General features: G+C 62.8%; 22 protein-coding genes. 16 read left to right on the top strand and 6 right to left on the bottom strand.

Going from position 1 to position 21,464, the window contains the following annotated elements:
• From CPI83_RS16170 to recX, 7 genes are all read left to right on the top strand, one after another.
• A complete protein-coding gene (locus tag CPI83_RS16170; RefSeq protein WP_019748191.1) occupies positions 1–714 on the top strand; it encodes a PIG-L deacetylase family protein in 714 nt (237 codons plus the stop codon).
• Between the two features lie 73 nt (positions 715–787).
• Complete coding sequence (locus CPI83_RS16165; protein WP_019748192.1) at positions 788–1,426, top strand: TetR/AcrR family transcriptional regulator; 639 nt, start codon at positions 788–790, stop codon at positions 1,424–1,426.
• A 2-nt stretch (positions 1,427–1,428) separates the two neighbouring features.
• Entirely contained in the window at positions 1,429–2,979 is a 1,551-nt protein-coding gene (locus tag CPI83_RS16160) for a glycerol-3-phosphate dehydrogenase/oxidase (RefSeq protein WP_029255237.1), read from the top strand.
• A gap of 12 nt (positions 2,980–2,991) precedes the next feature.
• Positions 2,992–4,155, top strand: a complete 1,164-nt coding sequence (locus CPI83_RS16155) for a nucleotide disphospho-sugar-binding domain-containing protein (protein ID WP_070797202.1) — start codon at positions 2,992–2,994, stop codon at positions 4,153–4,155.
• A 52-nt stretch (positions 4,156–4,207) separates the two neighbouring features.
• Complete coding sequence (locus tag CPI83_RS16150) at positions 4,208–4,402, top strand: DUF3046 domain-containing protein (RefSeq protein ID WP_003942185.1); 195 nt, start codon at positions 4,208–4,210, stop codon at positions 4,400–4,402.
• Positions 4,403–4,707: 305 nt separating this feature from the next.
• Positions 4,708–5,745: a recombinase RecA gene (recA, locus tag CPI83_RS16145; RefSeq protein ID WP_007735170.1), complete on the top strand. Its 1,038-nt coding sequence runs from the start codon at positions 4,708–4,710 to the stop codon at positions 5,743–5,745.
• A gap of 8 nt (positions 5,746–5,753) precedes the next feature.
• A complete protein-coding gene (gene recX / locus CPI83_RS16140) occupies positions 5,754–6,332 on the top strand; it encodes a recombination regulator RecX (RefSeq protein WP_020969471.1) in 579 nt (192 codons plus the stop codon).
• Positions 6,333–6,447: 115 nt separating this feature from the next.
• Here the strand turns inward: recX and CPI83_RS16135 are convergent, their stop codons facing one another.
• The 4 genes from CPI83_RS16135 to gluA form a co-directional block, all read right to left on the bottom strand.
• Positions 6,448–7,344, bottom strand: a complete 897-nt coding sequence (locus tag CPI83_RS16135; RefSeq protein WP_007735172.1) for an amino acid ABC transporter permease — start codon at positions 7,342–7,344, stop codon at positions 6,448–6,450.
• A complete protein-coding gene (locus CPI83_RS16130) occupies positions 7,341–8,021 on the bottom strand; it encodes an amino acid ABC transporter permease (RefSeq protein ID WP_019748198.1) in 681 nt (226 codons plus the stop codon). The genes CPI83_RS16135 and CPI83_RS16130 overlap by 4 nt, the downstream gene beginning before the upstream one ends.
• A gap of 99 nt (positions 8,022–8,120) precedes the next feature.
• Entirely contained in the window at positions 8,121–8,957 is an 837-nt protein-coding gene (locus CPI83_RS16125) for a glutamate ABC transporter substrate-binding protein (protein ID WP_020907523.1), read from the bottom strand.
• Positions 8,958–9,083: 126 nt separating this feature from the next.
• The gene (gluA, locus tag CPI83_RS16120) at positions 9,084–9,812 is read right to left on the bottom strand and encodes a glutamate ABC transporter ATP-binding protein GluA (RefSeq protein ID WP_007735175.1); all 729 of its coding nucleotides are present in this window, start codon (positions 9,810–9,812) and stop codon (positions 9,084–9,086) included.
• A gap of 231 nt (positions 9,813–10,043) precedes the next feature.
• Between gluA and miaB the strand changes: the two genes are divergently transcribed.
• Together miaB and CPI83_RS16110 are read left to right on the top strand one after the other, a co-directional pair.
• On the top strand, positions 10,044–11,591 hold the full coding sequence (gene miaB, locus CPI83_RS16115) for a tRNA (N6-isopentenyl adenosine(37)-C2)-methylthiotransferase MiaB (RefSeq protein ID WP_044480362.1): 1,548 nt from the start codon (positions 10,044–10,046) through the stop codon (positions 11,589–11,591).
• Positions 11,588–12,178 carry a hypothetical protein gene (locus CPI83_RS16110; RefSeq protein ID WP_020907525.1) on the top strand — a complete coding sequence of 197 codons (591 nt, stop codon included), beginning with the start codon at positions 11,588–11,590 and terminating at the stop codon, positions 12,176–12,178. Before miaB ends, CPI83_RS16110 begins: the two co-directional genes overlap by 4 nt.
• 92 nt (positions 12,179–12,270) lie before the next feature.
• Here the strand turns inward: CPI83_RS16110 and CPI83_RS16105 are convergent, their stop codons facing one another.
• The gene (locus CPI83_RS16105; RefSeq protein WP_019748202.1) at positions 12,271–13,656 is read right to left on the bottom strand and encodes a DUF349 domain-containing protein; all 1,386 of its coding nucleotides are present in this window, start codon (positions 13,654–13,656) and stop codon (positions 12,271–12,273) included.
• Positions 13,657–13,795: 139 nt separating this feature from the next.
• Between CPI83_RS16105 and CPI83_RS16100 the strand changes: the two genes are divergently transcribed.
• From CPI83_RS16100 to CPI83_RS16070, 7 genes are all read left to right on the top strand, one after another.
• The gene (locus tag CPI83_RS16100; RefSeq protein ID WP_097387420.1) at positions 13,796–14,557 is read left to right on the top strand and encodes a class III extradiol dioxygenase subunit B-like domain-containing protein; all 762 of its coding nucleotides are present in this window, start codon (positions 13,796–13,798) and stop codon (positions 14,555–14,557) included.
• Entirely contained in the window at positions 14,545–15,480 is a 936-nt protein-coding gene (gene miaA / locus CPI83_RS16095) for a tRNA (adenosine(37)-N6)-dimethylallyltransferase MiaA (protein WP_070797205.1), read from the top strand. Before CPI83_RS16100 ends, miaA begins: the two co-directional genes overlap by 13 nt.
• Before the next feature lie 84 nt (positions 15,481–15,564).
• Positions 15,565–16,236, top strand: a complete 672-nt coding sequence (locus CPI83_RS16090; RefSeq protein WP_020907529.1) for a class F sortase — start codon at positions 15,565–15,567, stop codon at positions 16,234–16,236.
• A gap of 32 nt (positions 16,237–16,268) precedes the next feature.
• A complete protein-coding gene (dapF, locus tag CPI83_RS16085; protein WP_097388192.1) occupies positions 16,269–17,138 on the top strand; it encodes a diaminopimelate epimerase in 870 nt (289 codons plus the stop codon).
• 75 nt (positions 17,139–17,213) lie between these two features.
• Complete coding sequence (hflX, locus tag CPI83_RS16080; protein WP_024487621.1) at positions 17,214–18,689, top strand: GTPase HflX; 1,476 nt, start codon at positions 17,214–17,216, stop codon at positions 18,687–18,689.
• Positions 18,682–19,689, top strand: coding sequence for a hypothetical protein (locus CPI83_RS16075; RefSeq protein WP_020907531.1), 1,008 nt, complete (start codon positions 18,682–18,684; stop codon positions 19,687–19,689). Before hflX ends, CPI83_RS16075 begins: the two co-directional genes overlap by 8 nt.
• Before the next feature lie 55 nt (positions 19,690–19,744).
• Positions 19,745–21,070 (top strand): alpha/beta hydrolase-fold protein, encoded by a 1,326-nt coding sequence (locus tag CPI83_RS16070; RefSeq protein ID WP_232816760.1) that lies wholly within the window; start codon positions 19,745–19,747, stop codon positions 21,068–21,070.
• Positions 21,071–21,109: 39 nt separating this feature from the next.
• Here CPI83_RS16070 and CPI83_RS16065 read toward each other — a convergent pair whose 3' ends face one another.
• Positions 21,110–21,367, bottom strand: a complete 258-nt coding sequence (locus CPI83_RS16065; RefSeq protein ID WP_003942144.1) for an HPr family phosphocarrier protein — start codon at positions 21,365–21,367, stop codon at positions 21,110–21,112.
• Positions 21,368–21,464: the final 97 nt, after the last annotated feature.

Here is a 21,464-nt window from a genome sequence, read left to right as displayed (position 1 = left end):
ATGGAAAACTTCCCCGAGGACTGGCAGCGCGCGATTGTCATCGTGGCGCATCCCGATGACATCGAATACGGCGCAGCCGCAGCAGTGGCGCAGTGGACCGATCGCGGCAAAGACGTGCGATATGTCCTGGCCACGCGCGGCGAGGCCGGAATTGCCGGTCTGTCGCCCGAGGAGTCCGGCCCGGTCCGCGAGGAAGAAGAGCGTCGCTCGGCCGCGATCGTCGGTGTCAGTGAGGTGGAGTTCCTCGGCCTGCCCGACGGTCGTCTCGTGGAAGGCTTGGAGTTGCGCTCGACTCTCGCCGCAGCAATTCGTCGTCACCGCCCGGAATTGGTGGTGACGATGAACTTCTCCCATACCTGGGGTCCCGGCTACCTCAACAGCGCGGATCACCGAGCACTCGGGATCAGCGTCCTGGACGCGACCGCTGATGCGGCGAACGAATGGATCTTTCCGTCATTGACGGCTCAGGGACTGGCGCCGTGGTCCGGTGTGCGGTGGGTTGCGGTCAACACGATGACTCCTACCCACTGCGTCGACGTGACGTCGACTGTCGATCGCGCCGTGGATTCGCTCGCAGAACATGCGCGATATCTGGCGGCGTTGAGTTCCACGCCGATCCGGGAACAGGCGCGCGCACAGATCGACATGGTCAGCGGACCGAAGCCTGGATTCGACGCCGAGCGCGCAGTTGGTTTCGAGTTGTACTATTTCTGATGATCTCTGAGCGAGAGAACTCGCAAGTCCCGACGGGATTACCGGTGACTTGTCCGGTATTGTGTTACACACGATGGTAATCCGTAACGCAGATGGCCCAATTGTCCCTCGCAAGGCAGACGGTCAGCGCATCCCCAGCCGCGAGATCGACGACGTGATTCTCGACGCAGCAAGGTCGTGTGTCCTCGATTTCGGAATGCAGCGAACCACACTTGCGGAGATTTCGCGTCGCGCCGGCGTGAGCCGGCCGACCGTCTACCGGCGATGGCCGGACACGCGAGCCGTCGTCGCGGATCTGCTCACCCGGGAGATTCGATCGGTGCTGCCCGAGGTGACCTTCACCGGGTCTGCGGCCACATTGCTCGTGGAAGCGATCGGGGACGTCGTCGGCCAGATTCGCGACCATCCGCTCTTCGTGAAGATTCGGCACGCTGATCAAGAGTTGCTCACCACCTACATCGTGGACCGACTCGGCGCGAGCCAGAAGTCGATTCTCGAACTGATCACTTCCGTCGTAGCTGCCGGTCAACAAGACGGTTCGATTCGCGAGGGAAGCGTCAACGAGATTGCGGCGATGGTTCTACTGATGGCTCAGTCCGTCGTCATCTCCGCACCGACTCTCGAGCCGGAACTTTCCGCCGACGCGTCGGTCGAGCAACTCAGACATGCGGTCGCTGCGTATCTGGCACCTGCAAAGAATTCGGGAGAATAGCTGTGGACCCTCGAGATTCAGCAGGCAGTGATTCAGCAGGCGGCGATTCAGCTCTCAATGCACAGAGGCGTACTCGTGAGCTCGAGCAGTTGGCGAACGGCGATTCGGTTGACGTCCTGGTCATCGGCGGCGGAATCACCGGTGTCGGTGTCGCTCTCGACGCCGTGACTCGTGGGCTCAGTGTTGCGCTGGTCGAAAAGCACGACCTCGCGTTCGGCACCAGCCGCTGGAGTTCGAAACTGGCACACGGCGGCCTTCGGTACCTGGCTTCCGGCAATGTCGGTATAGCGCGTGAAAGTGCGGTCGAGCGCGGCATTCTCATGACGCGCACCGCGCCGCACCTCGTTCGCGCCATGCCTCAACTCGTACCGCTGTTGCCCGAAACGTCGTTCTTCGGGAAGGCCCTGGTGCGTACCGGTTTCCTGGCCGGTGACGCTCTGCGCATGTCGGCGCGAACCCCGGCTTCGGTTTTACCCAGATCACGGACGGTCAGCGCTGCGCGGGCGCGCGAATTGGCTCCCGCGGTCAAGCAGGAGAACCTACGAGGCGCCTTGACCGCGTTCGACGGGCAGCTCATCGACGACGCCCGCCTCGTCGTCGGCATCGCCCGAACCGCAGCGTCCCACGGCGCGCGAATCCTGACCCGCGTCGGTGCATACGACGTATCCGGAACGTCGGCCACCTTGCGCGACGAGCTGACCGGGTCCGAGTTCTTGATGCGTGCCCGCGTCGTGGTCAATGCGACCGGTGTCTGGGCTGATCAGGTCGACTCCAGCATCACCCTGCGCCCCAGCCGCGGGACGCACCTGGTGCTCGATGCAGCGCGATTGGGGAACCCCACGGCAGCACTGACCGTGCCGATTCCCGGCGAGACCAACCGTTTCGTCTTCGCGCTGCCCGCGCAGCTCGGCCGGATCTACCTCGGGTTGACCGACGAAGCAGCGCCGGGACCGGTGCCCGACGTACCGACGGCGTCCGAGGACGAGATCGACTTCCTGCTCGACACCGTGAACACGGCGTTGGAAGTTCCGCTGACCCGTGAGGACGTCTTGGGGACCTTCGCGGGTCTGCGTCCGCTGCTGGACACCGGTGAAGGCTCGACGGCCGACCTCTCGCGCAATCACGCTGTAGTCCGTTCGGACTCGGGCTTGGTCACGGTGGTGGGCGGAAAACTCACGACGTACCGCAAGATGGCCGAAGACGCCGTCGACGCCGCGGTCGAGGTCGGATCGCTGAGCGCCGGGGCGTGTCGGACACGCGCGTTGCCGCTGGTAGGCGCTGCATCACCGGTGGAATTGAAAAAGATCAAGGCACCGGCGTCGTTGGTGGCGCGATACGGCACAGAGGCCGAGGTCGTGGCCGCGGCGAGCAGCGATCGACTCCGATCGGTTGCGGACTTGGAGATCTGCGGCGCCGAGTTCGATTTCGCGGTATCGCATGAAGGCGCACTCGACGTCGACGACGTCCTTGATCGCAGGACGAGAATCGGATTGGTGGCTTCGGATCGCGAACGCGCACTGGGTGCGGCGGAACAGGCCTTTCACTCGGTGTGACACTCTGATCCGGTGCGTGTAGCCGTTGTTGCCGGGCCGGACCCGGGTCATGCTTTTCCCGCAATAGCGTTGTCGCTGGCGTTGATCCAGGCCGGCGACGACCCGATTCTGTACACGGGGACCCGGTGGGTCGAGGCAGCGCGAGCGGCCGGCGTGGAATCCGAGCCTCTCAAGGGCTTGGCCCCGCGGCCGGGAGACGACGATCTTGATGCAGGCGCTCGGATTCATTCGCGCGCCGCCTATATTTCCACCGAACTGCTTCCCGACCTGAAATCCGTCTCCCCGGATCTCGTCGTCTCCGACATCCTCACTGCCGGAGGCGGATTGGCCGCCGAACGACTCGGCATCCCCTGGGTGGAACTTTCGCCTCACCCGCTGTACTCACCGTCGCGGGGGTTACCGCCGATCGGCAGTGGGCTCGCGCCCGGCATCGGAATTCGTGGTCGACTTCGCGACACCCTGATGCGCGCCGCAACAGGACGTTCGATCAAGCAAGGGTTGGCGCAGCGCTCGCAGGCCCGTGTCGGCATCGGGCTACCCGCCCTGGATCCAGGCCCGCATGCTCGCCTGATCGCAACACTTCCGGCACTGGAAGTGCCACGTCCCGACTGGCCGGAGCACGCTCACGTCGTCGGCCCGCTTCTCTGGGAGCCGACCGAGGTGATTCTGGATCCACCGCCAGGTGACGAACCGCTGGTTATGGTGGCGCCCTCCACGGCGCACACCGGCGCAGTGGGAATGTTCGAGGGCACGGTCGAAGGACTCGGCGGAGCCGGTGTGCGGCTGATCGCGTCGATGCTCGACGGAGCCGAAGGCGAGCATCCCGATTGGGTTCGTGCAGGTCTCGGACGCCAGGACGCGATGCTGCGTGACGCGTCGGTGTTGGTGTGCGGCGGCGGGCACGGCATGTTGGCGAAGGCCTTGCTGGCCGGCGTGCCGACGGTCGTCGTTCCCGGGGGTGGGGACCAGTGGGAGTTGGCCAATCGCGCTGCGCGGGCAGGGACGTCGGTGATCGTGCGGCCCGCAGATGCCCGCTCGATTCGCGATGCCGTACTGCAGGTGCTCTCCGACAAACGATTCGCGGAAGCTGCGATGTCCGCTGCCGCGACTGCGTCGCAGGTCACCGATCCGGTGGCGGTGTGCCGACAGGTGGTCAACGGCGGTGTGACGGCGTGAGCATGTTGCGCCTGAATGCAGGTGCACCGCTCTGTGGACTACGGTGGCGGCTGTGCGGTTGACCGAATTTCATGAAATGGTGCGCGAAGAGTTCGGGCAGGTACGAGGCGACTCGATGCTGATCGACCATGTACTCCAGAGTCTCGACGGAATGACTGCTGCGGAGGCCGTCGAAGCAGGTTGGGAGCCTCGCGAAGTGTGGCGTGCGCTCTGTGTGGAGTTCGACGTACCGCCCGCCCGCCGCTGATTTTTTCGGCGTGTCGAACGTCTCCCATCTTCTGTTCGAACACGTGTTCGTCTATGCTGAAGCTGTTCGGTGGTGACGCTCCTTTCGTAACTGCGAACTTTCGGTTATCGACAAGCACGGTTATCGACAAGCACAGTGATCGACAAGCACAGTGATCGACAAGCGCGAAAGCAAGATCGAAAAGTCTGTCGGTGGCCGGATCTACTCTGATCGCAACACACCAACAGGGTCGGCTCAGGCAGGCGCTGAAGAGACGGAGTCTGCTCAGGCAGGCACTGAAGACTGAAACAAGGATGGGGATCACGATGGCACCACAGGCACCTGATCGGGACAAGGCACTCGACCTCGCGTTGGCGCAGATCGACAAGAACTTCGGCAAGGGTTCGGTGATGCGCCTGGGCGAGGGTGTTCGTCAGCCCATCGCCGTCATTCCCACCGGTTCCATCGCGCTCGACGTCGCGCTGGGTATCGGCGGACTGCCGCGTGGCCGCGTCATCGAGATCTACGGCCCGGAATCTTCGGGTAAGACCACCGTGGCACTGCACGCAGTTGCCAATGCTCAGGCCAACGGCGGCATCGCGGCGTTCATCGACGCGGAGCACGCACTCGATCCCGACTATGCAGCCAAGCTGGGCGTCGACACCGATGCACTCCTGGTCTCGCAGCCCGATACGGGTGAGCAGGCTCTCGAAATCACCGACATGCTGATCCGTTCGGGCGCCCTCGACATCGTCGTGATCGACTCCGTGGCCGCTCTTGTTCCTCGCGCCGAGATCGAAGGCGAGATGGGTGACAGCCACGTCGGTTTGCAGGCTCGACTGATGAGTCAGGCACTGCGCAAGATCACCGGTGCCATGAACAACTCGGGCACCACCGTCATCTTCATCAACCAGCTTCGCGAGAAGATCGGCGTGATGTTCGGTTCTCCCGAAACCACCACCGGTGGTAAGGCACTGAAGTTCTACGCTTCGGTCCGCCTCGACATCCGTCGTATCGAAACTCTCAAGGACGGTACCGACGCAGTCGGTAACCGCACTCGAGTCAAGGTCGTCAAGAACAAGGTCGCGCCGCCGTTCAAGCAGGCCGAGTTCGATATTCTCTACGGCCAGGGCATCAGCAAGGAAGGCTCGCTCATCGATATGGGTGTCGAGCACGGGTTCATCCGCAAGTCCGGCTCCTGGTACACCTACGAAGGTGACCAGTTGGGTCAGGGCAAGGAAAATGCTCGTAAGTTCTTGCTGGAGAACACCGATATCCGTGACGAGATCGAGAAGAAGATCAAGGAAAAGCTCGGTATCGGTGCTGACGTCACTGCAACCGACGAAGCTCCCGCCGACTTCTGAGTTCAGTCATGAGCTTCGACGACGGTGACAACGGCGAGAATGCTCGTGAAGAGTACGGCGCTCCTCGGCGTCGATCCCGTCAACGATCCGAGAAGCCGTCGCAACGCGCAGAAGGTGGGACAGAGGCGCAGGCCAAAGATGCTTGCCTGCGCCTTCTGACCGACCGGGCGCGCAGCCGCTCCGAACTGGAAACCAAGCTGAGCGGACGCGGCTTCGAACCCGAGATCATTACCAAGGTCCTCGATCGACTCCAGGAAATCGGGTTGATCGACGACGCGGACTTCGCGAACCAATGGGTTCATTCGCGGCATACGTACTCGGGCAAGGGAAAGCGTGCGCTTGCAGTCGAGTTGCGGCTCAAAGGAATCGACCAGGACGTCGCTTCCGAAGCGTTGTCGCAGATCGATCCGGAAGATGAGCGCGAGCGAGCAGCGGAGCTGGTTCGGCGGAAGCTGAAGAACAAGCCCGTCGATGATCGTGACAAGGTCACGCGTCGACTGGTCTCGATGCTGGCACGCAAGGGATATTCAGCTGGGATGTCGTACGAGGTGGTCAAAGCCGAGATGGCGGCGGTCACCGACTTGTAGCGAAGTGCAGCATTCAGAACAACAGGGCGGGGGTACCACCGAAATTCGGTGGTACCCCCGCCCTGCTGTGTATTCGCGCTAACGCGGCTGGATTCGACTCACGGCTCCATCTGATTCACGGCTTGGTCAGGTCCATGCCCGGAACCGAAACGGCTGGGTCGGCGGACGGAGCCGCGATGGGGCCCTTGCCCTTTCGCTTTCCGGAACGCAGGCGCTTCTCCACCTTGGTTGCCAGGAAGGTCAGAGCCGAGTTGAGAGCGATCATAATCGCGGCGACCACGATGAGCGCCGGCAGGAAGTTTCCGTAGAAGGTGCCGAGCTGTTGGGCCTGACGCACCAGCTCGACATACCCGATCAGGTAACCGAGGGCGGAGTCCTTCAACGCCACGACCATCTGTGAAATCAGTGCCGGGAGCATGGCGGTAACCGCCTGGGGGAGCAGGATCGTCACCATGATCTGCGTCTTGCGCATGCCCAGTGCCTTGGCGGCCTCACTTTGCCCTCGTGGGAGTGAGTTGATTCCGGCACGGACGATCTCGGCGATCACTGACCCGTTGTACAGAGTCAGACCCACGACGACTGCCGCGAGTGCGAGGTACTTGGACTTGAAGACCTCGTATTCGGCGAACACCTGATACGAGAAGATCATCAGAATCAGAACCGGTACTGCTCGGAACAATTCGACGATGACGCCGCAAATCTTCCGAATGATGTTGTGCTCGGAGAGTCGGCCGATACCCAGGGCAGAACCGAGGATGAGCGCGAAGACGATGGACATCGCAGCCGCGATCAGCGTTCCCCGGATGCCGGGTATCAGATACGTTGTCCACGACGTGGATTCGAGGAACGGATCCCACTTCGCTGCTGTCAGCTGGCCCTTTTCGTCGAGTGCGCGGTAGATGACGTAACCGATTGCGACCATGAGTGCAGCGACGACAAGGGATGCGAATCGGTAGAGATTTCGCGCTCTGGGACCTGGCGCGTCGTAGAGGACTGTTGCGCGGTTGCTCATCGTGAAACCTCGAATCGCTTGCTCAGCTTGCCGAAGATCAAGCCCATGGGAAGTGTCAGGATCACGAAACCGACAGCGAAGATTCCACCGACGACGAAGATCGCCGCTTCGTTTTCGATCATCTTCTTCATCAGCGCTGACGCTTCGGATACGCCGATCACCGCGGCGATGGTCGAGTTCTTGGTCAGTGCGATCAGCACGCTACCCAGCGGTGCTGTGACCGCGCGAAATGCCTGAGGCAGGACGATCAGCCGAAGATTTTGTGCAAACGACAGACCGAGTGATCGGCCCGCTTCGGCCTGGCCGACCGGAACGGTATTGATTCCCGATCGAAGTGACTCACACACGAACGCGGCGGTATAGACACTGAGGCCGAGTACTGCGAGTCGGAAGTTGTTGTCTGTCAAGAACGTCGGTGAGTCCGACTTGGCGAGATTGACTCCGAGCGTCTGCGACAGACCGAACAGACAGAACAGCAGAATCAGTGTCAGGGGGGTGTTGCGGAACACGGTCACGTACGCGGTACCCAGGAATCGGGCGACCGGAACCGGTGACACGCGCATGGCCGCGATCAGGACACCGATGATGACGGCGCCGATCGCGGAGAAGAACGTCAGCTGGATCGTGGTCCAGAAGGCTTCCAGAATCTGGTCGCCGTACTTGCTCAGAAGGTTCACTTGCCGTCTCCCCAGATCACGGGATCTCCGTTGGTGGCGTCATGCGCTGCGGCTCCCGAAGTGGGGAGCCGCAGCGAGATTGACGGTGAAAAAAGCAGGTCAGTAACGATCAACGGTGGGCGGGGCCGGGATCGGGTAGCCCGAAGCACCAACGGTGTTGTTGAAGGCTTCTTCCCACGCGCCGGTGGAGATCATCTTCTCGATGGCATCGTTGATCTTGCCGCGACCCTCGGAATCGTCCTTGGCCAGGCCGACACCGTACTTTTCGGTCGTGAACGGTTCTCCGACGACCTTCAGCTCGCCCGGGTACTGGGCAGCGTAGCCGGCGAGGATGATGTCGTCGGTGGTGACAGCGTCGACAGCGCCGTTGCGCAGAGCCTCGACACAAGCGGAGTAGGTGTCGAGCGGCTGGAGCTGGACGTCCTTTGCGTAGTTGTCCTGGATGTTCTGCGCCGGAGTCGAACCCGACACCGAGCAGAGCTTCTTGCCGCCGGTCAGGGAATCAGGGCCGGTGATGTCGGTGTTGTCGGAGCGAACGAGCAGCGACTGGCCTGCGATGAAGTACGGGCCGCCGAAGCTGACCTTTTCCTTGCGCGTGTCGGTGATCGAGTATGTCGCGACGATGTAGTCGACCTCGCCGTTCTGGATCAGGGTCTCGCGCTGGGCTGACGGAGATTCCTTGAAGGTGATGCCTTCGGGCTTTACGCCCAGTTCGTTTGCGATGTAACGGGCTACCTCGACGTCGAAGCCGGAGAAGGTGCCGTCAGGGTTGCGCTGACCGAGGCCGGGCTGATCGAACTTGATGCCGACGGTGAGAGTGCCGTCGGAAGCGCTCTCGGTGATCGACTTGTTCTCCTCGCCGCCGCCACAGGCCGTGGCAGCGAACGCGATGGCCATGATTCCGATTCCGAAACGGACGGAACGATTGATCTTCATGAAGATCCTCTCAGTTGTCGACACACGAACAGTGCAGTCGAGATGAACGGTGCAGCCGAGGTGAACGGTGCAGTCGAGCAAGTTGTCTTGTGGACGAGGACAGGACTGTCGGAGGGGAGACTGTAATCAGTGCGTGAGGATCTTGCCGAGGAAGTCCTTGGCCCGATCCGACTTGGGATGGGTGAAGAACTCTTCGGGCGTGGTGTCTTCGACGACCTGGCCGTCAGCCATGAACAGCACACGATCGCCGGCTTTGCGCGCGAAGCCCATCTCGTGCGTGACCACGAGCATGGTCATGCCTTCCTTCGCGAGGGAGGTCATGACGTCGAGGACTTCGTTGACCATCTCGGGGTCGAGAGCGGAGGTGGGCTCGTCGAACAACATCACCTTCGGCTGCATCGCAAGAGCGCGAGCAATGGCGACACGCTGTTGCTGACCGCCGGAAAGCTGCGCCGGGTACTTGTCGGCCTGATTGGCGATACCGACACGTTCGAGCAACGCCTGCGCGGTCTTCTTGGCTTCGTCCTTTTTTGCCTTGCGGACCTTCATCGGTGCGAGCATGACGTTCTCGAGGATCGTCTTGTGCGCGAACAGGTTGAAAGACTGAAAGACCATCCCGACGTCGGCACGAAGCGCGGCAAGTGCTTTGCCCTCTTCAGGGAGCGTCTTGCCGTCGACGGCGATGGTGCCGGAGTCGATGGGTTCGAGGCGATTGATGGTGCGGCACAGAGTCGATTTACCGGAGCCCGACGGACCGAGGACGATCACCACTTGGCCCTTGGGTACCTCGAGATTGACCTCTTGCAGGACGTGAAGTTCCCCGAAGTGTTTGTTCACCGAGGTCATCGAAATCATGGATGTGGAATCGCCGGAGGTGGTCGGCGTCGTCGCATCGTCGGCTTGGGTCATAAACGAGAACCTTAGGCGTAGTTTGCGTCGACGCCCGTGATTTCGCCATGGTTCTTGCCATATGTAATGGAAATTTTACTGTGACGACGTTTATGTCGCGTTTCGGCTGTTTATCAGGGCGTTATTACACGTCGTAGTGGACGTGAGCTAGGCTGAAGCGTGTCACTGATCGACGAAATGTCCCCTGCACTTCCGGAGCCGACTGCAGTTCCGGAGGCAACTGCTACGCCTGTTCGCACCTACGAGGTGCGGACGTACGGCTGTCAGATGAACGTCCACGATTCCGAGCGACTGTCCGGTCTGCTCGAGGACGCCGGGTATTCGAAGGCGGAGACCGGAACCGATCCTGATCTTGTCGTCTTCAATACGTGTGCGGTCCGCGAGAACGCGGACAACAAGTTGTACGGCAACCTCAGCCAGCTCGCCCCCAACAAGGAGGCGAACCCCGACATGCAGATCGCGGTCGGTGGGTGCCTGGCGCAGAAGGATCGTGACACCGTCGTCAAGAAGGCGCCGTTCGTCGATGTCGTCTTCGGCACTCACAACATCGGCTCGCTGCCCGCGCTGCTCGACCGCGCGCGCCACAATCAGCGCGCCGAAGTCGAAATCCTCGACGCGCTGGAGGCGTTTCCGTCGACACTGCCAGCCAAGCGCGAATCCGCCTACGCGGGTTGGGTTTCCATCTCGGTGGGCTGTAACAACACGTGCACGTTCTGCATCGTTCCGGCCTTGCGTGGCAAGGAAGTGGATCGACGTCCCGGCGACATTCTGGCCGAGGTGCAGGCACTCGTCGACGAGGGTGTCTCGGAAGTGACCCTGCTCGGACAGAACGTCAACGCCTACGGCGTGTCGTTCGCCGATCCGGAACAACCGCGCGATCGCGGAGCCTTCGCCTCCCTCTTGAAGGCATGTGGACACATCGACGGCCTCGAACGGGTCAGGTTCACATCGCCGCACCCGGCAGAGTTCACCGATGACGTCATCGAAGCTATGGCAACCACTCCCAACGTCTGCCCGCAACTGCACATGCCGTTGCAGTCCGGTTCGGACAAGGTTCTCAAGGCGATGAAGCGCTCGTACCGCAAGTCGAAGTACCTCGGGATCATCGAGAAGGTGCGCGCCGCAATGCCGCACGCCGCCATCACCACGGACATCATCGTCGGGTTCCCGGGGGAGACGGAAGAGGATTTCGAGGAGACGCTGGACGTCGTGCGTAAGGCGCGATTCTCCAACGCCTACACCTTCCAGTACTCCAAGCGCCCGGGCACGCCGGCGGCGGAGATGGCTGATCAACTTCCCAAAGAGGTTGTCCAGGAACGCTACATGCGATTGCTCGCGGTTCAGGAAGAAGTGAACATCGAGGAAAATCGCAAACTCGTCGGCACCGAGGTAGAACTACTGGTGGCCGCGGGGGAGGGCCGCAAGAACGCAGCGACTCACCGTCTCAGTGGTCGCGCGCGAGACGGCCGCCTGGTGCATTTCCGACCCGAAGGAAACCTCGACGGCACAATCCGACCCGGCGACGTGGTGACGGTCGTCGTCACCCACGGAGCCCCCCATCACCTCGTGGCAGATGACGGAGTGCTCACACACCGTCGGACCCGCGCCGGTGATTCGTTCGAAAAGGGCATCACACCCAAGACCCCGCCCATCGGCGTAGGTCTCGGACTACCGAAGATCGGTGCCCCAGCCCCACAACCCGTCCAGATGGGATGCAACGCATGACCTCGCAACACGAGAACAAGACACCTCAGCCGGGCGACGACGCCTTCGAGGGCTACCGCAAGGACCTCGACGACGCGGAACGCAAGGTCGCGGGGGAAATCGATCCGGGTGCGCGCGCCATGGTTGTCGCGGTTGCGGTGCTCGTGCTGGTCGGCACACTTGCACTGCCCCATGCGGGAGTTGCGAACGGCTGGGATGTGCTCGCGTACAACCAGGATGCGGAAAGTGAACGAATTGCACTGTTCTCACGCTTGTTCGTGTGGTTCGTTGTCATCTTCGGCATCGGATTCTCGATGCTCGCACTCGTGACGCGGCGCTGGAGTCTGGCGTGGGTCGCGCTGGCCGGTAGTGCCGTGGCGAGTGCGCTGGGAATGATGGCCGTCTGGTCACGTCAGACCATTCCCGCCGGATTCAACGTGGCAGGACCGTCGATCGGGCTGGTCATCGGATGGTTTGCCGTCGTGTTCTTGACGTTCCATTGGCTCAAGGTGGTCTGGACCCGAACCAACATTCAGCTCGCTGCCGAGGAACAACGCCGGATCGCTGCGGCTGAAGCCGAGAAGCATCAGGAATGGAACGTCGGCTGACACGGAAGTTCTCTTAGCCAATAGCGCAAGACAATGCCGGCTGACTCCTTTCGGAGTCAGCCGGCGTTGTTGTCAAAGCAGCTCGTCGTCGATTACTCGCTGACAGCGCTCTCGGCTGCTTCGGCCCACTCACGCCACTGCTTTGCCTGAGCGAGAGCCTTCTCGGCGTCCTTCGTCTTGCCGGCAGCCTGAGCCTTGGCGGCCTGCTCCTCGAACTGGCTGACCCGCTCCTTGAACTGCGCGACCCGGGCAAGTGCTTCCGGATCGGTACGACGCCACTCGGCGTCGACGGCGTCGCGCACCTTGGTTTCGATGGCCCGGAGCTTCGCTTCGAGTTCCTGCATCCGGTCGCGCGGCACCTTGCCGATCGCGTCCCACTTCTCCTGCAGGTCGCGCAGCGCTGCACGAGCGTTCTCGAGTCCGTGCGCCGGATCGATGTTCGCGTTCGCTGCGAGCAGCTCTTCCTTTGCAACCGCGTTCTGCTCGAATTCGGCGTCGCGCTCGGATGCAGCAGCGTTGCGCGCGGCGAAGAACACGTCCTGAGCGCCCTTGAAGCGCTTCCACAGGTTGTCGTCGGCCTCGCGCGGTGCGCGGCCGGCAGCCTTCCACTCGCTGAGCAGATCGCGGAATTCTCCAGCGGTCTGTCCCCATTCAGTGGAGGTCGACAGCTTCTCGGCGCGCTCGACCAGTTCTTCCTTCGTAGAACGTGCGCTCGCACGATCACGATCGAGTTCGGCGAAATGCGCTCCACGCCGTCGGTTGAAGGACTCGCGAGCCTTGGAGTACCGCTTCCACAGTGCGTCGTCGACTTTGCGGTCGATTCCGCGAATCGTCTTCCACTCGTCGAGAATCTCGCGCAGTCGATCACCCGCGGTCTTCCACTGGGTCGACTCCGAACCGATCTGTTCGGCCTCGACTGCGAGGGCCTCCTTGCGGGCGGTGCTCGCGGCGCGAGACTGTTCCTTCTCTTCCTTCGCGTGTGCTGCGGCCTCGTCGGACCCGGCAACGATCACGTCGAGTCGGCGGGCCAGAGCGTCGAGGTCCCCGATCACGGCAGCGGTGGAGAGGGATTCGGATAGAGCGATGGCGGCAGCCTTGGTCTTCTTGGCGTCTCCGGCGCCCGACGTCAGTCGAGCCTCGAGTAGTGAGACCTCCGTCGCGAGGTCGTCGTAGCGACGACCGAAATGGGCGAGGCCCTCGGTGGCGTCGCCGGCCTGCCACGAACCGATCTGGCGTTCACCGTCAGCGGTCTTCACCCAGGCGGTTCCGTCTTCCTCGACGCGGCCGAACTTGCTCGGGTCGCTGGCCGGCGCGGCGGTGACGGCATGCGAGGCTGCCGGGCCGGGGCGAGGTGCTCCGGGGCGGGGCGCACCGGGGCGTGGTCCACCAGGTTTGGGAGCACCGGGTTTGGGTGCTGCCGGGCTCGGGCTGGCCGAACTGCTGTCGGCGCCGGTGGTGGGTTCACTGTTCTCGGTCATCGGTCCTCGTCTCTGCCGCGCGTCACGGCTGCCTGATCGCATTCCTGGTTCCATTGAACCCGGTACTCACGTTCTCCGACTATTGAATCAGGTAAGAGGGTGTGAGGTCGCCACCTCGGGGTCGACTAGCGTGGCAACTGTGTTGACTTCCGCTGTTCTCGTCCCCTCGGCGCCGTTACTCGTGCCGGAATTGTCCGGTGATTCGGCCGAGTCCGCTCAGGTGCGCGCTGCAGCGATAGCCGCCGTGCGCCGGCTCTCTCACGAGGCGGTTCACTGGGTGGGCGTCGGTGTCGGCCCCGAGAATGCAGAACCCGAGAATGCAGCAGGCGAACTCTGGCGATCGGGCGTCGGACGTGGGCAGATCGGTACTTTCGCGGGATTCGGCGCCGATGTCCGGACGTCCCTGGACGCGGATGCGGCAGGTGAACCGATGCCATCTCTCGAACTGTGCGCCCTTGTTGCCGGCTGGCTGCGTGCCCGAGCGGACGTGGAGATCACCGTCGACATGCACGTCGTCAGTGCAGAGGCGTCGGTGAATGAATGTCGTGAATTCGGACAGCAGCTGCGCAAGCAACTCGACAGCGACAACCGACCGCATGGGCTTCTGATCGTGGCTGACGGTGCGTCCACGCTGACGGCCAAGGCGCCCGGAAGCTTCGACGAGCGCGCCGCTGGCGTGCAATCGGCCATCGACGATGCCCTGACCGCCGGTGATCCGGAGGCGCTTCTTGCTCTCGATCCGCAGCTCTGCCGGAGTGTCGGAGCCCAGGGACGCGCGGCGTGGCAGGTCCTGGCCGGTGTCTTCATGGACTCGTCTCGGTCAACCACGACACGTTCGGTGGTCGACTACAGCGATGCGCCGTTCGGCGTCGCTTACCACGTCGGGACGTGGCGGCCGTGAACGTCCCTGAAGAACTTCGCCCGATCGCAGTTGTCGGTCCGACCGCGTCGGGAAAGTCCGATCTCGCGTTGGCACTGGCCGAGGAATTCGGCGGTGAGATCATCAACATCGACGCGATGCAGCTCTATCGCGGCATGGATATCGGGACTGCCAAACTGACGCCGGCCGAGCGTCGCGGGATTCCGCATCACCTGCTCGACGTTCTCGACGTGAAGGAGACCGCCACCGTCGCGCGTTATCAAAGCGACGCGATCGCGATCGCCGAGAATCTGATCGCGGCGGGCAAGGTTCCGGTGATCGTCGGCGGATCCATGATGTACGTCCAGTCTCTACTCGACGAATGGTCCTTTCCGGCAACGGATCCCGAAGTTCGTGCGAAGTGGGAGGCAGTGCTGGCCGACGGTGGGGTCGGTGCGGTGCATACGGCGCTTGTTGCTGCTGATCCGGTAGCGGCGGCGTCGATACTGCCGACGGACGGCCGGCGGATGGTTCGGGCGCTCGAGGTCGTCGAGCTGACAGGTCTGCCGTTCGCGGCCTCAGCTCCGCAGATCGGTGACCCTCGTTGGGGAACCCGCATTCTCGGCGTGGATCGGGATACGGAAGAACTCGACGCCCGGATTCGGTTGCGAACCGAGCTGATGTTTTCAGGCGGACTTGTCGACGAAGTCGCCGTACTCGTCGAGCAAGGATTGCGTGAGGGCGTCACAGCGCCGCGAGCCATCGGCTACGCACAGGTGCTCGCACATTTCGACGGTGAATACGATCTGGCCGAAGCACTCGAACGGACGTTCATCGGGACGCGGCGCTACGTTCGCCGCCAACGATCATGGTTCCGTCGTGACGCACGCGTGCACTGGCTCGACGGTGCCGATCCGGAGCTGGCTCGCTCGGCCTTCGCTGCCCTTGCAGATCGCGGCCTGTAACACGATCGTGCCGATCAGCTATCTTACAGTTAGCTCTTTCGCGATCCATTCGTTTCGCGATCGACGGACTGGAGGACAACGAACATGGCGCAGACCGGGACACACGCGCGACCGAGAGGCCGACGCGCGGGTCGGCTGCCGCTTCTCCTACTGCTCGTCACATTTCTCGCGGTCGGCGGGGTGCTCGTCTATTTTGCGGTGAGTGCGGCCGGGAAGCCCATCAGCGCACCTGTTCCCGAAGCACCCTTCGACGTGGGAGCTCCAACCGATCCAGGGGCGAGTTGGGCGCCTGCGCCAACGGATCTGCCGCCGAATACGCTCGCGATTCCCGATCTCGATGTGCGAGCCGACATCGTGACCAGTGGGTTCGGCGCCAACCGCGGAATGATCCTTCCGCATCCTGACAAGGTTTCGCATTTCACCAACGGTGTGCAGTTCGGATCTTCGGAGGGCACCAATCTTGTTGCCGGCCACGTCGACGACGGTGATCGCACGCACGGCGCCTTGTGGGCGCTGCACCAGATGAAGCCCGGAACCCCGATCTACGTGAGCGACGACACCGGAACGATGTTCACCTATCACGCAGCGAGCCTGAAGCTGTACGAAAAGGTGGCTTTGCCGGCCGAGTTCTTTTCCGAAACGGGTGCGCCCAGGCTGGTCCTCGTGACCTGCGGCGGCGCAACCGTGCCCGACCCCTCGTTGCCGTCCGGATTCACGTACGAACAGAACGTCGTGGTCACCGCGTCACCTGCGTGAGTCGGTCGGTAGGTCCGGATAGGATGGCGACCATGGATTTCAGTAAGGGCCACGGCACGCAGAACGACTTCGTTGTTCTCCCTGACCTCGACGTTCGGGTCGATCTCGAGCCGGCGCGAGTTTCAGCGTTGTGTGATCGTCAGCGTGGCCTCGGCGCCGACGGCATCCTTCGTGTTGCCCGGGCAGGCGCACTTGCGGACGCGGGCGTGCTCGGTGCGCTGCCCGACGGCGTCGCTGCCGAAGACTGGTTCATGGACTACCGCAACAGCGACGGCTCCATCGCGGAGATGTGCGGAAACGGAGTTCGCGTATTCGCCCACTATCTCAAGGCCTCGGGCTTGGAGAGCAAGGACGAGTTCGTGGTCGGCAGTCGTGCCGGAGCGCGTCCGGTCGTGGTGCACGGCTACGACGCCACACATGGTGACGTGACCGTGGCGATGGGCCCGATCAAGGACCTCGGCACCAGTTCGGCAACAATCGACGGCCGCGTCTTCGCCGGCGTCGGCATCGACGTCGGTAATCCGCATTTGGCGTGTGTCGACGAGCACGTGACGGCAGAAGTTTTGAGTGCGCTCGATTTGAGTGTTTCTCCGGGCTTCGATCCCGGGTTCTTCCCGCACGGGGTCAACATCGAGATCGTGACGCCGATCCACGACGGTGGGGTCCACATGCGCGTACACGAGCGTGGTGTGGGCGAGACTCGTTCCTGCGGAACCGGAACGGTCGCAGCTGCGGCCGCGGCGCTGAAGTTCGACGGCCGCGACGAAGGCTCGGTGCTGGTGCGCGTGCTCGGCGGCGAAGTGCAGGTCACCGTCGAAGGCGGCGAAGGGTCGTTGCGGGGGCCCTCGGTTCTGGTGGCGAACGGGACGATCAGCGATGTCTGGTGGCAATCGCTCGTGTGATATCGCCCGCGGGAAATACGCCTGCAGGAAATACGGATGCACCGTGGCCAGGTTTCGTGGGACCATGGATCTTGTATGACGAACACACATGAAAACGAAGAGTCCACCGCTCACGAGCAGTCCGAGTACGCGCAAGCCGAATACACGGCAGCGTCCGCATCGGGCAACCCGTCGACCGGTGAGATGCAACTCGCAGATCGCGGCGCCCTGCGCCGCGTGGCCGGTCTGTCGACCGAGCTCGAGGACGTCACCGAAGTCGAGTACCGCCAGCTTCGACTCGAAAGAGTTGTCCTGGTCGGCGTCTGGACGCAGGGAACTGCCGAGCAGGCCGAGGCGAGCATGACCGAGCTGGCCGCACTGGCAGAGACGGCCGGCTCCGAGGTCCTCGAAGGACTGGTTCAGCGCCGCGACAAACCCGACGCTGCCACCTACATCGGTTCCGGCAAGGCTCAGGAACTGCGCGAAGTAGTCCTGGCGACCGGCGCCGACACCGTCGTCTGCGACGGTGAGCTGACGCCGGCGCAGCTCACGGCGCTGGAGAAGATCGTCAAGGTCAAGGTCATCGACCGGACGGCTCTGATTCTCGACATCTTTGCTCAGCACGCCACGTCTCGTGAGGGTAAAGCCCAGGTGGCTTTCGCTCAGATGGAGTACATGCTCCCGCGTCTGCGTGGTTGGGGCGAGTCGATGTCGCGCCAGGCCGGTGGCCGTGCCGGCAGTAACGGAGGTGTGGGCCTGCGTGGTCCCGGTGAGACGAAAATCGAGACGGACCGTCGCCGTATTCGTGAGCGCATGGCAAAACTGCGCCGCGAGATCAAGGGCATGAAGGCCGCCCGCGACACCAAGCGGACCCGTCGACTGCAGAGTGACATCCCGTCGATCGCCATCGTCGGATACACGAACGCGGGCAAATCGAGTCTGCTCAATTCGCTCACCGGATCCGGTGTGCTCGTGGAGAACGCGTTGTTCGCCACCTTGGACCCGACAACTCGCCGCGCCGCACTCGACGACGGCCGCGAGTACGTACTCACCGACACGGTCGGCTTCGTGCGACACCTTCCGACTCAGTTGGTCGAGGCATTCCGGTCCACTCTCGAGGAAGTGACCGACGCGGATCTGCTTCTGCACGTCGTCGACGGTTCGGATCCGTTGCCGACAGAACAGATCAAGGCTGTGCGGGAAGTCGTCACCGATGTTCTGCGCGAGACGGATTCGAAGGCTCCGCCGGAGTTGATCGTGGTCAACAAGATCGACGCGGCAGATCCGGTTACCTTGACGCAACTACGTGGTCTGTTGCCTGGTGCCGTGTTCGTCTCGGCGCGGACCGGTGAAGGAATCGCTGAACTACGAGCACAACTCAGCGAGGTGCTGGTTCGGCCGGAGGTCGAGGTCGACGTGCTGGTGCCGTACACGCGCGGTGATCTGATGGCTCGAATCCACTCGGACGGAACGATTTTGGAATCGACTCACGAAGAGGCGGGAACGCGGGTGCACGCACGCGTGCCACAGATGTTGGCCTCGGCATTGGTGGAGTACGCACCTAGTGCGTAGTTTCGGGGTCGTGGTCGCGGTGCTTGCTGCGACTACGGCAACCGCACTGCTTCCCGGAGCGCTCGCACAGGCGTCGTCGTTCGAGCCGAGCGAGTTCGCCCCACTCTGTACACCTACCGATCCTGCGCTCCAGGAGTTGTCGGGGATGGTCGTCGTCGACGATCGGATCTACGCGATGGGTGACGGCGGCAGTGACGACTTCGTATTCGAAATGGACCTGAACTGTGTTGTCCAGAAACAGATTCCGGTTCCGATCGATCCATACGACGTCGAAGATCTTGCGGTGAGTGGTCGAACGCTCGTTCTGTCGGATACCGGCGACAACCTCCGAACCCGCGACACGGTGGCGTTCATCACGATGGACCTCGATTCCGGTGACGGTACGTTGCACCGCCTCACGTACCCGGACGGCGCGCACGACACCGAATCGATTCTGCTCGACCCTGACGGCCATGTGTTTGTCGTGACCAAGGAATTGTTCGGCTCCAGCAGTGTCTACACACCCGTCGGGGATCAGAAACTGAGTGACTTGGCGCAACCCGGCCCGACGCCGCTCGAGCGCGTCGGAGCCGTATCTCTCGGACCGGAGAAGCCCGTGTCGGTGATGTTCACCGGGGGAGCGGTGTCGTCGGACGGTTCGGCGATCGCGCTTCGGAGTTACTCCGATCTGTACCTGTACGAGGTCGTGGACGGCGGAATCGGCGCGACGCTCACCGATACCGAACCGTTGCGGATCCCGCTCCCGACGGAGCCTCAGGGCGAGGCCGTGGCGTTCAACGACGCGGGCGATGTTCTGATCGGATCGGAATCTGCGGGTGGAGCTTTGCCGCCGGTTCACGTGATGCGCGCGCTCGTGGAAGCGACCGAATCGACGGCAGTCTCGTCTGGCGATTCGGTCGGCGTCGGGGTCGATCCATGGACATTCGTGTGGGCCGGATTGGTCGCGGCAGGATGCGCGCTCGGAGGTGTGGCGTTCGTGAGATCTCGACGACGCCGCTGATTCCCACCAATTCCACGAATTCGCAGACTGCCGGTAGATGTGGATACTGGAACGAATGCACGGGCATCAACTCCTGACGCGGCTCTCGCGTATCTCACTCGAGCACGGACACATCACCGCAGCGCTGCTCGTTGGTTCCGTCGGCGTCGGCGTCGGCGCGCTGCTTTTGCTTCGTTGGTTGCCGCGTCGGGCCGTGCTTGTCGCACTGGGCTTGTCAGTGGTCGGGTCCGCGAGCGGCGCGATGTTCGTGTGGCTCAGTTATCGACCGTTGCCCGCGCAGCTACCCCTGTCGAGTTTTGTGTGGATAGCGTTGGCGATATTCGGAGTCATCGGCGCGGCGCTTGTTCTCCTTCGGCGTCCAGGACTGGCCCGCGGCCTTTCCGTGACGGTGTTGGCCGGTCTGGCCGCGATCGTCGCGGTGGGTCAGGTCAATGCCCAGACCGGCACTTACCCCACGCTCGGATCACTGGTCGGGCACTGGCCGGTCGGCTCGGTCGAGCACGTTGCTTTCGATTCACTCCCCGGGGCCGAACCTCGGCTACAGCGGGGACTTCCCACCGAAACTCATTGGGAGGTTCCGGTGCGGATGCCGAGCAACGGCGTCGTGACGGAAGCGTCGATTCCGGGAAACATCTCGGGTTTCGACGCGAGGCCGGCGACGTTGTATCTCCCGCCGGCCTATCTTGCCGATCCACGTGCGGAGTTGCCCGTCCTGGTGTTGGTGGCGGGTGAGCCCGGCAGCCCCAGTGACTGGCTGGACAGTGGCCGTCTCGCGACCACAGTCGACGCCTATGCATCGAGGCATTCCGGGCTTGCCCCCGTGGTGGTGGTGCCCGATGCGTTGGGGGACTACGACGCCAACCCCGGCTGCATGGATTCGGCGCTCGGCAACGTCGCGACGTATCTGGACCAGGACGTCCCGAACTGGATCGAATCGAACCTTCAAGTGAATCCGGACGCTGCGCAATGGGCTATCGGTGGGTTTTCGTACGGCGGGACATGCGCGATCGAAATGGCCGTGAACTTCCCGGACCGATACCCGTCGTTCCTGGACTTCTCCGGCCAGGACGAACCGTCGACCGGTGACCACGAGGACACTGTGGCTGCGATGTTCAACGGCGACGAAGACGCTTTCGACGCGGTCAACGCCCGAGACCTGATGGCGCAGAATCGGTATCCGCAGTTGTCTGGTGTATTCGTCGCGGGTGAAGACGACGACATCTACCGCCCTCAGCAGGAGATCATGTTCGAGGCTGCGCGCGCCGCCGACATGAACGTGGACTACTACACCCTTCCCGGCGGGCACTCGGGTGATGTGTGGGGCACTGCTCTGGAACTCGAAATGGACTGGCTGGGCCGGACACTCGCACTGACTCCGTGAGAGTGTCCGGCCCGCTACACAGCACCGACTGACATCAGGTCAGGCGTCGAGATCAGCGGCTACCAGTTCGGCGACCTTGGCGAGTGCGTCGGCGTCGTCGGACTCGATGGTGACTTCGGTGTCCTTGGCGGCTCCGAGCGTCATGATCATCAGTGCCGAACCTGCATCCACCGGTTCGCCGTCGGCGACTGCGAGGGTGACCGTGGCGCCGGAGGCTCCGACTGCTTCGGCGATGAGAGCGGCGGGGCGGGCGTGGAGGCCGACTGCGGAACCGACGGCAACTGTCTTGCTGGGCATGGGATCTCCTCGTTGTGAATCTATCGGTGCGGACGTTGTGGGGTCTTTGGGCGGATTTGGTGACAACAGTGGTGACTGCAGCGTTGCTTGCTGTCGA

The organism is Rhodococcus sp. H-CA8f (assembly GCF_002501585.1).
Taxonomy (GTDB): domain Bacteria; phylum Actinomycetota; class Actinomycetes; order Mycobacteriales; family Mycobacteriaceae; genus Rhodococcus_F; species Rhodococcus_F erythropolis.
The sequence above is the reverse complement of the archived record's forward strand: the minus strand, read 5'-3'. Positions and strand labels throughout refer to the sequence as shown.